We start from the raw sequence: 13,256 nt of genomic DNA on the forward strand, positions 1-13,256 counted from the left end.
GCGCAGGTCACCGCCGCCGCTCCGGCCCCGTCCGGCTCAGCCCCGTACCGTGAAGAGCAGCACGGACCGGGCCGGGACCGACACCGTCGTGCCCCCCTCGTGCACCGTCCCCGGCGCCCGCGCCTGTTCCTCCCGCGCCGTGTCCACCACCAGCTCGTACGCCTCGGCCCAGGGCGGGCCGGGCAGCGTGAAGCCGACGTCCTGGTCGCCCGCGTGCAGGACCGTCAGGAAACTGACGTCCGTGATCTTCTCTCCGCGTGCGTCCCGTCCCGGGATGTCCCGTCCGGACAGGAAGAGCCCGAGCGTCGGCGCCGGCGCGTACCAGTCGTCCTCCGTCATCTCCGCGCCGTGCGGCGAGAACCACGCGAGGTCCCGCAGCCCGTCGGCCGCCTGCGGCCGGCCGGAGAAGAAGGCGCGGCGGCGCAGCACGGGATGGGCGTGGCGCAGCGCGAGCAGCCGGGCCGTCAGCCGGTGCAGCTCCTGTCCGTCCTGCTGCTCCAGGAGCGACCAGTCGAGCCAGCTCACCTCGTTGTCCTGGCAGTACGCGTTGTTGTTGCCGCCCTGCGTACGGCCCATCTCGTCGCCCGCCACCAGCATCGGCACGCCCGTCGACACCAGCAGCGTGGTGAGCAGATTGCGTAGCTGCCGCCGCCGCAGCGCGTTGATCCGTTCGTCGTCGGTCTCGCCCTCGGTCCCGCAGTTCCAGGACCGGTTGTCGTTCGTCCCGTCCCGGTTGCCCTCGCCGTTCGCCTCGTTGTGCTTCCGCTCGTACGACACCAGATCGCGCAGCGTGAAGCCGTCGTGCGCCGTGATGAAGTTGACGGAGGCGTACGGCCGCCGTCCGCCCCACGCGTACAGATCGCTCGAACCGGACAGCCGGTAGCCGAGATCCCGTACGTCCGGCAGCGCGCCGCGCCAGAAGTCCCGTACCGCGTCCCGGTAGCGGTCGTTCCACTCGGTCCACAGCGGCGGGAACGCGCCCACCTGGTAGCCGCCGTTGCCCACGTCCCACGGTTCGGCGATCAGCTTCACCCGGCGCAGCACCGGATCCTGGGCGATCACCGCGAGGAACGGCGAGAGCATGTCGACATCGTGCATGGAGCGCGCGAGAGCCGCCGCCAGATCGAAGCGGAAGCCGTCGACGCCCATCTCGGTGACCCAGTACCGCAGCGAATCGGTGATCAGCCGCAGCACATGTGGCTGCACCACATGGAGGGTGTTGCCGCAGCCGGTGTAGTCGGTGTAACGGCGGGCGTCGGACGCCAGGCGGTAGTAGCCGCGGTTGTCGATACCTCGCAGGGACAGTGTGGGACCACGCTCTCCGGACTCCGCCGTGTGGTTGTAGACCACGTCGAGGATGACCTCGATACCGGCCGCGTGCAGCGCGCGCACCATCCTCTTGAACTCCTCGACCTGCTGTCCGCGGGTGCCGCTCGCCGCGTAGCCGGCGTGCGGCGCGAAGTAGCCGACGGAGTTGTAGCCCCAGTAGTTGCGCCGGCCGCGCCGCAGCAGATGGTCCTCGTGCGCGAACTGGTGGACGGGAAGCAGCTCGACCGCCGTCACGCCGAGCTGCCGGAGATGGCTGATCGCCGCCGGATGCGCGAGACCGGCGTAGGTGCCGCGCAGCTCCTCCGGGATTCCGGGATGCAGCTTGGTGAAGCCGCGCACATGCAGCTCGTAGATGACCGAGTCGGCCCACGGTGTCTTGGGCCGCCGGTCGTCGGCCCACTCGTCGCCGGGCGCCTCGTCGTGGACGACGACACCTTTCGGGACGTACGGAGCCGAGTCGCGGTCGTCGCGCACGGTGTCCGCGACCTGCTGCTGCGGCCAGTCGCGGACATGGCCGTAGACCTCCGCGGGCAGCCGGCCGTAGTCATTTCCGCTGGACCCGTCGACCGCGCGGGCGTACGGGTCGAGCAGCAGCTTCGCCGGGTTCCAGCGGGCGCCGGTCCATGGGTCCCAGCGGCCGTGGACCCGGAAGCCGTAGCGCTGTCCGGGACGGACGCCGGGCACGAAGCCGTGCCAGATCCCATGGGTCAGTTCGGTCAGCGGCAGCCGGGTCTCGACGCTCCCGCGGTGTCCGTCGCCGTCCGGGCCGCCGCCGCGCTCGGCGGATCCGTCGCTCGCGTCGTCGAACAGACAGAGCTCGACCGCCTCCGCGCCGCCCGCCCAGAGCGCGAAATTGGTACCGGCCACTCCGTCCGGGCCGGTCCGGTAGCGCGCGCCGAGCGGATGAGGCGCTCCCGGCCACACCGAGCGCCGCCGCGTGCCCGGCTTTCCGCGGCGGCCGCCGGTCCCGGGCGCGGGCAGAAAACCGGCTCGTCCTCTGCGTACCGCCTGTTCCGTCCCGTCGGCCACTTCCGTCTCTTGCGTCCGTTCCGTCGCCTCCAGCGCCGACTCCTGCACTGCCTTCTGCTCGGCTGCGCTCGCCACCTGTCCGGCCTCCCGCGGCTCGTCGGCCTCGCGGATCGGTGCGCACGGCGTCCCGGCCGCGGCTCTCCTCGCGTGGTCCTTCTCCTGTTCTTCCCTCAAGAGGCCCTGCCCTCACGTTTCCCTCGGAGGGGGGTGGTCGTTGGGCGGGCGTGAGACACGTACTGAAGCGGGCAGGGACCGGCATGGCCGCGGCTCTGGCATGGGCAGGACTGATCGCGGGACTGGCCGGTCTGGCGGGATGCGGCGGCGAGGAGGAGTTCACGGACGACAAGCCGGATCGACGGGGAGACACGATCCGGGTCTTTCCCGAGGACGGCGCGCGGGACGTCGGCCAGACCGACCGGATCCGGGTGAGCGTGCCCGACGGCAGGCTGGAGCGGGTGACGGTGGCACAGATCGAGGACGCCACGCCGACCGAACTGCCCGGCCGGATCTCGCCGGACGGCAGTACCTGGCGGCCGGACGGCCGGGTGCGGATCGTGCCGGCCGCCAAGTACCGCGTCGACGCGGTGGCGCTGGACGCGCGGGGCCGTCGCTCGGCCCGGCACACGACCTTCACCACGGCTGTCCCCAAGGCGCGGTTCGTCGGCTACTTCACGCCGGAGAACCGCGCCACCGTCGGCGCCGGAATGATCGTCTCCTTCGACTTCAACCGGAAGATCCAGGACCGCGCCGCCGTCGAGCGCGCCATCACGGTGACCTCGGACCCGCCGGTGGAGGTCGTCGGCCACTGGTTCGGCGACGAACGCCTCGACTTCCGCCCGCGTGAGTACTGGCAACCGGGCACCAAGGTCACGGTCGGTCTGGCGCTGCGCGACGTGCAGGCGGCGCCGGGCGTGTTCGGCATCCAGCGGAAGACCGTCGGCTTCACGGTCGGCCGGTCCCAGATCTCGCTCGTCGACGCGGCGAAGCACACCATGGAGGTACGGCGCGGCGGAGAGCTGCTCTCGACCCTGCCGGTGACCGCCGGCGGCCCCGAGACCCCGACGTACAACGGGAAGATGGTGGTCTCCGAGTTGTACGACGTCACCCGGATGAACGGCATGACCGTCGGCTTCGGGGGCGAGTACGACATCAAGGACGTGCCACACGCGGTACGGCTGACCACCTCCGGGACCTTTCTGCACGGCAACTACTGGGCGTCCGCGCAGACGTTCGGCTCGGAGAACGTCAGCCACGGCTGTGTCGGGCTGCGCGACATCAAGGGCGGCGGAGCCGACACACCGGCCGGCTGGTTCTTCGAGCGCACTCTGATCGGTGATGTCGTGGAGGTGGTCAACTCCGAGGACGACACGGTCGCGGCCGACAACGGCCTCGGCGGCTGGAACCTCAACTGGCCCGCGTGGAAGGCCGGTTCGGCCCTCACCTGACCTCGCGCCGACCCTCGCCGAGCCTCTCGTCCCGCTCGGTACGGCCCGTATGACCTGCGCTGTCACCGATCTGTTGGGACGGAACGGTGACATTCGCGGTGGCTTCGCCACGCTTGCGGTGTGATTATCTTTTGCTGTGCGCGTGGACTCAACGCGCGGGGGTGCGGGCCGTGGCGGGGCCAGGCCGTGCGAGGGGAGACGACCATAGTGAACGGGCTGCCGATATCGGGGACATCGGCCGGGCCTGGCGGGGGACCGCAGGACTCGGGAGCGCGGGGACGGAGGCCGGGAGAGCGGCGGACGCACGGGCGGACGGGGCCGCTGGCCCTGCTGCTCGGCGCGCTGCTCCTGGTGGTCACCGCGTGCGGCGGCGGAGGCACCGGCTCCGGCGGCGCCGCCGACGACAAGGCGGACGGCAAGGGCGCGGCGAAGGTCGAGAACGCCGCCTCCGTGGCGGTCGTGACGATCGCGCCGAAGGACGGCGCGAAGGCGGTCGCCACCACCGGCGCGCTCAAGGTCTCGGCGGCCAAGGGCAAGCTGACGACGGTCACCGTCCAGGACGACAAGGGCGAGCGGGTCGAAGGAAAGCTGGCCGCCGACGGCGCCAGTTGGGAGCCGCTCCAGCATCTCGCCGGTGCCACCAAGTACAAGGTGCACGCCATCGCGAAGGACGCGGACGGCCGGGAGTCCGCCAAGGACACCGCCTTCACCACGCTCGTCCCGAAGAACACCTTCATCGGCCAGTACACGCCGGAGGACGGTTCGACGGTCGGTGTCGGTATGCCGGTCTCGATCAACTTCACCCGGGGCATCACCGAGCCGGAGGCCGTCGAGAAGGCCATCACGGTGACGGCGAGTCCGCCCGTGCCCGTCGAGGGACACTGGTTCGGAAACGACCGGCTGGACTTCCGGCCGGAGAAGTACTGGGCGGCGGGGACGAAGGTCACCGTCACGCTCAATCTGGACGGTGTCGAGGGCCGGCCCGGCGTGTACGGCAAGCAGGCCAAGACGGTGTCCTTCACCGTCGGCCGCAGCCAGGTCTCCACCGTGGACGCCAAGGCGCACACGATGAAGGTCGTACGGGACGGCAAGCAGATCAAGCAGATCCCGATCACCGCGGGCGCTCCGTCGACCACCACGTACAACGGTCAGATGGTCATCAGTGAGAAGTACGAGGTGACCAGGATGAACGGCGCGACGGTCGGTTTCGGCGGTGAGTACGACATCAAGGACGTGCCGCACGCGATGCGTCTGTCGACCTCGGGCACCTTCGTCCACGGCAACTACTGGGCGTCTCCGGGCACCTTCGGCTCGTCGAACGTCAGCCACGGCTGTGTGGGACTGCGGGACCAGCGTGGCGGCGGCGCCAACGGCACGCCGTCGGCGTGGTTCTACAAGTCCTCGATCATCGGCGACGTGGTGATCGTGAAGAACTCCAAGGACAAGCAGATCGCTCCGGACAACGGTCTGAACGGCTGGAACATGTCCTGGGCGGAGTGGACCAGCTAGGTCCTGTCCGCACCGTCATCCGCCTCCGAAGGACCCGGCGCGCCGCGAGCGCACCGGGTCCTTCGCCGTCGGCGCCGGTCAGCGGCCGTGGAGATCGCGGAGACAGGCTCTAACCTCCTCCGTATGGCAACCGTGAATCTCGAAGTCTCGGGCGGCGTGGGCACGATCCGGCTCGACCGCCCGCCGATGAACGCACTGAACACCTCCATCCAGGACCTGCTGCGGGAGGTGGCCGAGGAGGCCGGCCGGCGTGAGGACGTACGCTCCGTGATCCTCTACGGCGGCGAGAAGGTCTTCGCGGCCGGCGCCGACATCAAGGAGATGCGCGAGATGGACCACGCGGCGATGGTCGGCCGCTCCCGCGCGCTCCAGGAGTCGTTCACCGCCGTGGCCCGTATCCCCAAGCCCGTCGTCGCGGCGGTCACCGGTTACGCGCTGGGCGGCGGCTGCGAGCTGGCGCTCTGCGCCGACTTCCGGATCGCCGGTGACAACGCCAGGCTCGGCCAGCCGGAGATTCTGCTGGGACTGATCCCGGGCGCCGGCGGCACTCAGCGGCTGGCCCGGCTGATCGGCCCGTCCCGGGCCAAGGACCTCATCTTCACGGGCCGTCAGGTCACGGCGCAGGAGGCGCTCTCGATCGGTCTGGTCGACCGGGTGGTCCCGGCGGCGGAGGTGTACGAGCAGGCGCACGCCTGGGCCGCGAAGCTGGCACAGGGTCCGGCGCTCGCGCTGCGGGCCGCCAAGGAGTCGGTCGACGTGGGTCTCGGTACGGATCTGGAGACCGGTCTGGCCGTGGAACGCAACTGGTTCGCCGGCCTGTTCGCCACGGAGGACCGGGAGCGCGGCATGCGGTCCTTTGTGGAGGACGGTCCCGGCAAGGCCAACTTCCGCTGAGAAACGCTTTGTTGGAGACAAAGTGAGGCGTCGCGTCAACCCGGTGCACGGCTTGGCGGGACCTTGGGGAGACCTTGGGAAAGCCGGCCGAACCGGGTCCGCGGATGGGCGCGCCTCGATGTGTTGTCGCAGGTCAGAGTGGCCGTAATGGAGTGCGCAGTGCCAGCGGCATATGCCATTCGGGCCCTCGGAGGTGAGGTGTTCCGGTGGACGGATTCCCTGGGAACGGCCCCGGAGGGCCCACTGGCCCGCCATGATGGGGGCATGGCGGGCCTGGAGGGTGTGGAGCAACCGCGGCAGCGCGGTGAGGCGGCCGTTGCGCGGTGGTTACCGGCCGTCGAGGACGAACAGGCGCTGAGAGCGATCGAGTTGTTCGGCAATCCGACGGAGCGGGAAGTCCGGCTGCCGTCCCGTCCGGAGTCCGCCTCGGCCGCCCGCCGGATCACCCACGGTGTGGTGCTGCGGCAGTGGGCGCTCTCGCCGTCGACGGCGGAGTCCGCGGTCCTGCTTGTCTCGGAGCTCGTGGGCAACGCCGTACGGCACACCGGCGCGCGGGTCTTCGGACTGCGGATGCTGCGCCGGCGCGGCTGGATCAGGATCGAGGTGCGGGATCCTTCGCGAGGGCTGCCGTGTCTGCTGCCGGTGCACGAGCTGGACACCAGCGGGCGCGGGCTCTTCCTGGTGGACCGGCTCTCCGACCGCTGGGGTGTCGATCTGCTGCCGCGCGGCAAGACCACCTGGTTCGAGATGCGGGTCGCCGACCGCCAGGCACCCTGAGGGCCGTGTGACGCTGACGCACAGAAGCCCTCGGTGGCCGGGATACGGCGCCGAGGGGCTTCTGTGCGGGTCCGTGGACAAGGGGTGTGTCCACGGCCGCTCTGTGACGACCGGGCCCGGGTCAATGGAGGTCGTATCCACGACTATGGCAGACGAGCGGCTCCGGAGCCAGAATCATCCAGATGAATCGCAGGTGAAGTGTGCCACTCGCCTGGTAATTATCGACTGAAGTGAAGATGTCGCGGCTGAATCATTGATCATGTCTCCGACAGGTGGCGCCGGAGGCGACCCGCGAAGGCGTGGAAGCCCGTCAATCATCATCTTTCGTGCATATAAGCCTTTTAATGAGGGCGTGAACCCCCCGATCGACCGTCGCGACGCTCTGCGCGCAGCAGTCGGCACGGCCGTTACGGGCGCCTTCGCCACCGGCTGTACGGACAGCGCGCCCGCCGGGCCCGCCCGCGCGCCTTCTTCCGTACCGTCCGGCGGACCCGCCTCCGGACCCGCCTCAGGGACCGCGCGGCCCGCCGTCCGTGCCGCTCCTTCGCCCAGGCGCTTTCCCGGCCGGCCCGTCGAGATCGCGTACGGACCGCGCGACCGCGCGCGGGTCGCACTCACCTTCCACGGGCAGGGCGACCCGGCCACCGCCAGAGCCGTACTGGCCGAGGCGGAGCGCGGCCGGGCCCGGGTCACGGTGCTCGCCGTCGGCGGCTGGCTCGACGAGAACCCGGCCATCGCCCGCCGGATCCTCGACGGCGGCCACGATCTCGGCAACCACACACTGCACCACGTCGACATCTCCTCGATGGACGCGGCCGCGGCGTACGCCGAGATCACCGGCTGCGCCCAGCGGCTGCGCCGGCTCACCGGCTCCATCGGCACCTGGTTCCGTCCCTCCCGCACGGCGCACGCCACTCCGCTCGTCCAGCGACTGGCCCGGCGGGCGGGGTATCCGCATGTCCTCTCCTACGACGTCGACTCGCTCGACTTCACCTCGCCCGGCGCCACGGCCGTCACCCGCACCGTCACCGAACAGATCCGCAACGGATCGGTGGTGAGCCTGCACTTCGGCTACGCGGACACGGTCGCCGCGCTGCCCGCCCTCCTCGACGCACTGGAACGCCGCGGCCTGCGCGCGGTGACGACCACGGAGCTGCTGACCTGATGCACCGGATGCCTCCCCTCACCACGCGGGCCGCCGTCCTGCTCGCGACGGGGACCCTCGCCCTGTTCGCGGGCTGCGCGGGACCCGACACCGCGCGCACCGCGGCCGGCTCCGGCCCGGCCACCACCCGGCCCGTCGTCTCCAGACCGGCCGGACCGCCGGGCCTCCCGGGCATGCCGCCGGTGCGGGACCCGAAGGACATCTACGCCGCCGACCGGCCCAATATGCTCTCGCCGGTCGTACGGGGCTTTCCGTCCCGGGTGTATGTCCCGAACACCAACTCCGACACGGTCTCGGTCATCGACCCGGCGACCTACAAGGTGATCGAGACCATCCCGGTCGGCCGGCAGCCGCAGCATGTCGTACCGTCCTGGGACCTCAAGACCCTCTGGGTCAACAACAACCGCGGCCATACGCTGACGCCGGTCAATCCGGCCACGGGCGCCGCCGGGAAGCCCGTCGACGTACACGATCCGTACAACCTCTACTTCACGCCGAACGGCAAGTACGCGGTCGTCATGGCCTCGCTCGACCGTGAGCTGGTCTTCCGCGATCCGCACACCATGAAGATCAAGAAGACCGAGCCGGTCACCTGCGCGGGCGTCAACCACGCCGACTTCTCCGCCGACGGCCGCTACTTCGTCGTCTCCTGCGAGTTCTCCGGAGAACTCCTCAAGGTCGACACCGAGCGGATGCGGGTCATCGGCCAGCAGAAGCTGCCGTTCCAGGGCGCCATGCCGCAGGACGTGAAGATCTCGCCCGACGGCAAGACGTTCTACATCGCCGACATGATGGCCCACGGCGTATGGGTGCTGGACGGCAAGAAGTTCACCACGCCCAGGCTGCTGCCCACCGGCGACGGCGCGCACGGCCTCTATGTCAGCCGTGACTCCCGGGAGATGTACATCTCCAACCGGGGCGAGGGCTCGGTCTCCATCTTCGACTTCACTCAGAACCGGCTGACCAAGAAGTGGCGGCTGCCGAACGGCGGCAGCCCCGACATGGGCGGTGTCTCGGCGGACGGCAAGGTCCTCTGGCTGTCCGGGCGTTACAACGCCGAGGTGTACGCGATCGACACGAAGACCGGTAAACAGCTCGCCCGGATCCCGGTCGGCAGCGGTCCGCACGGACTCGCGGTCTATCCGCAGCCCGGCCGCTACTCGCTGGGCCACACGGGCGTCTTCCGCTGACGGCGGGCCGGCCCGGAAGCGCGCCGGCCGGGCCGCCGCGTCGCCGGTGTCCGGCCCGCTCACCGTCCGCCGCCGAGGGCCTCGGACCCCTGCCGTACGGGTGAGTTGGAGCGGATAATCTGACTCCGTCCATACGGCACCACGAAGGGGCGGAAACAGTGGCGGACATCGACGACGCGCGCAAGGCGTTCGAACGGTTCGACGCGGACGGCGACGGGCTCATCACCGCGGCGGAGTACAAGAGCGCGATGGCGCAGCTCGGTGACTTCCAGGTGACCGAGAGCGTGGCCCAGGCCGTCATCAACGCCCATGACACGAACTCCGACGGGCTGCTCACCTTCGACGAGTTCTGGGCCGCCCGCAAGGGAGAGTGACGCCCGCTCCGGGCCGGCCGGTCCGTCGTCCGTCGTCGGATCCGGCCGCACCGGCCCGGTGCGGTCAGCGCACACTCTCCGGCTGAGGCAGGCTCTCGGACTCCCGCAGTGTGTTTCGGGCCACAGGCACGCCGATTCCCTCGTCCTGCCGGGGCCGCAGCGTGCGCAGCAGGACGGGCACGGTGACGAGAGCGAGCGCGCCGCCGACCCAGATGACGACGTGCAGGGCGCCGGTGAACGCGGCGGCGGCTTCGGCCGAGGTGGTGTGCAGGCCCGCGTTGAGCGCGTCGGTGACCGCGCCGGAGTCGGTGACACGGCCGGCCAGCCGTGCGGCGGTGACACTGATCATCAGGGATCCGCCGACGGCGGCGGCGGCCGTGTCGGCGGTCAGCCGCAGTGCGTTGAACATCCCGGAGGCCATGCCGGCCCGGGCCAGCTCGACGCTGGACACCGCGGCGCCGTCGAGGACGGCCAGTGTCATGCCGTATCCGGTGCCGGCGATCAGCAGTGGTCCGGCCAGAGTGCCGACGCCGACGCCGGGTTCGATGACCGTCAGCCAGGCCATGCCCGCCGCGACGAGCGCCATGGCGGACGCGAGCAGCGTGCGCAGTGAGAACCATCGCGTCATCCGCGAGGCCAGCAGCGGAATGACCAGCGTGGGAGCGGTGAAGAGCACCAGGATCGCGCCGGCGTGCAGTGCGCTGAAGCCCTCGACCGCGCTGAAGTACGTCGGCAGCAGGACCAGCAGCGGAAGGAGCGTGAAGGCCAGCGCCATCGCCGTCGCGTTGACCGCCATGAAGCGCGGATACCGCAGCAGAGCGAGGTCGAACATCGGTGCCTTCTGACGGTGCTCGGCCACCACGAAGCCGGTCAGCAGCAGCGCGAAGCCGGCCAGCGAGCCGATCACGAGTCCGGAGCCCCAGCCGTACGCGGGTGCCTCGACCAGCGCGAAGATGAGCAGGAACAGGGCGCCGGTGAAGGTGATGGTGCCGGGCCAGTCGAGCGGCCGGGCGTGCGGGTTGCGCGACTCCTTCAGTACGGGCGAGAACGCCGCGACGAGCAGTCCGAGGACGGCGGGGATCGCGAACACGCCGCGCCAGCCCAGCGCGGACAGCATCAGGCCGGAGACCAGCGGACCGAAGGCGAGGCCGGCGCCGAGCGCGGTGCCGAAGATGCCGAAGGCGCGAATCCGTTGCGTACCCTCGAAGCGGGCGGCTATCAGTGTCGATCCGCTGGTCAGCGTGGCGCCGGCGCCGATGCCTGCCACCGCGCGCGCGATGTCGAGGACGACGATGGAGCCCGCCAGCGTGGCCACCAGGGCGCCCAGCCCGAACAGCACCACACCGAGCTGGAAGACGCGCCGGCGACCGACGCGGTCGGCGAGGGCGCCGAAGGCCAGCATCAGCGAGGCGAACATGACGTTGTAGCCGCTGATCACCCACTGGAGAGACTGCGCGCTGGGACGCAGATCACTGGCGATGTCGGGAAGCGCGACCCCGGCGCCGGTCAGCGCGACCGGGACGAGGAAGACCGCCAGACTGACGAGCAGGAGTGTGACCCAGGCGGGGCCCTGGGAGGACGATGATGAAGGACCCTTCATCGATGTAGTTTCATTCATAGTTTCAGGACCCTACATCAAGAGTCTCGTACCATCGGGGACAGGCAGGGTGCCGCTGACTACAGTCGGGCTGGGATGACTGACCACATGAAGAACCAGACGAAGCACGCGATCAGGGCCGGCCACGAGGCCGAGGAGACCGGGAGCGGTCCGGCGGCTGAGGAGACCGGGACCGGCCAGGTGGCCGGGGCCGCCGGGAATCTCGGCGCTCACATCAAGCGCGCCGATCAGGCGATCATGGCCCGCAAGGCGGAGGCGCTGCGCGGCCTGGACCTGACCGTGCCCCAGTGCAGGGTGCTGGGCTTTCTCGTGGGCGGCGCCGCCAAGTCGTGCACTCAGCTCTCGCGCGAGGCGCTGGTCACCTCGCAGACGATGACCGGCATCGTCAAGAACCTTGAGGCCAAGGGCCTGGTCGAGCGCCGGACCTCACCCGATCACGGCCGGGTGGTCCTGGTGTCCCTCACGCCCGCCGGGATCGAGACCGCCCGGCGTGCCAGCGTCCTGTCGGACACGATCGAGCGCGGCGTGCTCGACGCTCTCTCCGACGGCGATCACGCGCTGCTGATACGGCTGCTGGACCGGGTCGCCGAGGCCGCGCCGGTGGCCGGCATCCGGCTGCTCACGCCGTAGCGGCGCGGCGGTCACCGGCTGGACGCGAGAGCAGCCGCCCGCCGGACCCGCCGTACCGGAGGCGCTGTCCACCGTCGGCCGCTGTTCCGGGTGCGCCGCGCCGGGGTTGCCGGGAGGCTGGCCTGAGCGGGCCGCGCTCGTCCCGCCCGGGCCACGGATCCGGACCAGCGCTCTCACGGAGGCCGTATGACCCGTCGTACCGTCCTGGAGCGCCGGCGGGCGTTCGTGGAGTCGCGGTTCTATCCGGCGGCGGTGATCGTGTTCATCGTGGCCGTCGCCGCGGGCCTGTTCGCGGGCTCGTACACGTACGCCATGGCCAATCCGACGCCGCGTGACATCCCGACCGCCGTCGTCGGCGCGCCGAGATCGGAGGTCCGGCGCGCGGAGTTCGTCGAGGGTATGGAGCGGGCGCTGGGCGCCTCGCTGCGGCTGCGGCAGTATCCCGACTACGCGCAGGCCCGCGAGGCGATCGAGCAGCAGCGGGTGTTCGCCATCCTGCGCGACCGCCGAGGCCGGCCGGAGCTGGATGTCTCCAGCGCGTCCGGCGCTTCGGTGGCGGAGCTGCTGGCGCAGGAGGCGCCGCTGGTCAGCAGGAGAGTCGGCACACCGGTCGCGGTGCGGGACATCAAGCCGCTGCAGCACGGCGACCCGCGCGGCCTGGCCATCTTCTACATCTCGCTGGCCTCGGTGGTGGTGGGCTTCGTGGGCGCGGCCCAGTTGAGCGTCCACGCGAAGGAGCTCGTCCCGGCGGAGAGGATCGCCTTCACCGTGGCGTACGCGCTGCTCGGCGGGTTCGCGATCGCGGCGGTGACCGACTGGGCGCTGGGCGCGCTGCGGCTGCCGTTCCTGGAGTCCTGGCTGATCCTGGCGCTGACCATGTTCACCTCGGGCATGGTCTTCTCGATGTTCAACACCCTGATCGGCCGGTGGGCGCTGCTGCCGACCTGGGGGCTGATGGTGCTGCTCGGCAATCCGTCGTCCGGCGGCGCGGTCTCCTGGCCGCTGCTGCCCTCACTGCTGGGGACGATCGGCCGCTGGCTGCCGCCCGGCGCGGCGGTGAACGCCCAGCACACGGCCGTCTACTTCGGCGACCACCAGCACGCTTTCCCGTTCGTCGTGCTCGCGGTGTGGGCGGCGGTGTCCAGCGCGGTCTTCTGGTTCTGGCGGCGGCGCCATCCGGGCGGCGAGACCGTACAGGAGACCGGGAAGCCGGGCGGTGAGGCGGCGTCCACCTGACGGGAGACGGCCGGGAGATGACCTGATCCGGGATTTTCCGGCGGCTCCGGAACGCGTCCC

11 protein-coding genes are annotated in these 13,256 nt (G+C 70.6%); 9 read left to right on the forward strand and 2 right to left on the reverse strand.

Going from position 1 to position 13,256, the window contains the following annotated elements:
- Nucleotides 1-36: 36 nt before the first annotated feature.
- A complete protein-coding gene (gene glgX / locus PV679_RS14490) occupies nucleotides 37-2,433 on the reverse strand; it encodes a glycogen debranching protein GlgX (RefSeq protein WP_416069722.1) in 2,397 nt (798 codons plus the stop codon).
- Nucleotides 2,434-2,582: 149 nt separating this feature from the next.
- Here glgX and PV679_RS14495 point away from each other — a divergent pair, with 149 nt between their 5' ends.
- From PV679_RS14495 to PV679_RS14525, 7 genes are all read left to right on the forward strand, one after another.
- Nucleotides 2,583-3,803 carry a L,D-transpeptidase gene (locus tag PV679_RS14495; RefSeq protein ID WP_319680614.1) on the forward strand — a complete coding sequence of 407 codons (1,221 nt, stop codon included), beginning with the start codon at nucleotides 2,583-2,585 and terminating at the stop codon, nucleotides 3,801-3,803.
- A gap of 207 nt (nucleotides 3,804-4,010) precedes the next feature.
- Nucleotides 4,011-5,312 carry a L,D-transpeptidase gene (locus tag PV679_RS14500; RefSeq protein ID WP_416069723.1) on the forward strand — a complete coding sequence of 434 codons (1,302 nt, stop codon included), beginning with the start codon at nucleotides 4,011-4,013 and terminating at the stop codon, nucleotides 5,310-5,312.
- 123 nt (nucleotides 5,313-5,435) lie between these two features.
- Nucleotides 5,436-6,206 (forward strand): enoyl-CoA hydratase/isomerase family protein, encoded by a 771-nt coding sequence (locus tag PV679_RS14505; protein WP_319680615.1) that lies wholly within the window; start codon nucleotides 5,436-5,438, stop codon nucleotides 6,204-6,206.
- Nucleotides 6,207-6,470: 264 nt separating this feature from the next.
- Complete coding sequence (locus PV679_RS14510; RefSeq protein ID WP_319680616.1) at nucleotides 6,471-6,983, forward strand: ATP-binding protein; 513 nt, start codon at nucleotides 6,471-6,473, stop codon at nucleotides 6,981-6,983.
- A gap of 352 nt (nucleotides 6,984-7,335) precedes the next feature.
- On the forward strand, nucleotides 7,336-8,148 hold the full coding sequence (locus PV679_RS14515; protein WP_319680617.1) for a polysaccharide deacetylase family protein: 813 nt from the start codon (nucleotides 7,336-7,338) through the stop codon (nucleotides 8,146-8,148).
- 8 nt (nucleotides 8,149-8,156) lie between these two features.
- The gene (locus tag PV679_RS14520; RefSeq protein WP_319680682.1) at nucleotides 8,157-9,338 is read left to right on the forward strand and encodes a beta-propeller fold lactonase family protein; all 1,182 of its coding nucleotides are present in this window, start codon (nucleotides 8,157-8,159) and stop codon (nucleotides 9,336-9,338) included.
- Nucleotides 9,339-9,496: 158 nt separating this feature from the next.
- Nucleotides 9,497-9,712, forward strand: a complete 216-nt coding sequence (locus tag PV679_RS14525) for an EF-hand domain-containing protein (protein WP_319680618.1) — start codon at nucleotides 9,497-9,499, stop codon at nucleotides 9,710-9,712.
- A 64-nt stretch (nucleotides 9,713-9,776) separates the two neighbouring features.
- Here the strand turns inward: PV679_RS14525 and PV679_RS14530 are convergent, their stop codons facing one another.
- A complete protein-coding gene (locus PV679_RS14530; RefSeq protein ID WP_319680619.1) occupies nucleotides 9,777-11,312 on the reverse strand; it encodes an MFS transporter in 1,536 nt (511 codons plus the stop codon).
- A 93-nt stretch (nucleotides 11,313-11,405) separates the two neighbouring features.
- Here PV679_RS14530 and PV679_RS14535 point away from each other — a divergent pair, with 93 nt between their 5' ends.
- On the forward strand, nucleotides 11,406-11,960 hold the full coding sequence (locus PV679_RS14535; RefSeq protein ID WP_319680620.1) for a MarR family winged helix-turn-helix transcriptional regulator: 555 nt from the start codon (nucleotides 11,406-11,408) through the stop codon (nucleotides 11,958-11,960).
- Nucleotides 11,961-12,146: 186 nt separating this feature from the next.
- Nucleotides 12,147-13,196, forward strand: coding sequence for an ABC transporter permease (locus PV679_RS14540; protein ID WP_319680621.1), 1,050 nt, complete (start codon nucleotides 12,147-12,149; stop codon nucleotides 13,194-13,196).
- Nucleotides 13,197-13,256: the final 60 nt, after the last annotated feature.

Origin of the sequence: Streptomyces sp. AK02-01A (assembly GCF_033795305.1) — a bacterium.
GTDB lineage: Bacteria > Actinomycetota > Actinomycetes > Streptomycetales > Streptomycetaceae > Streptomyces.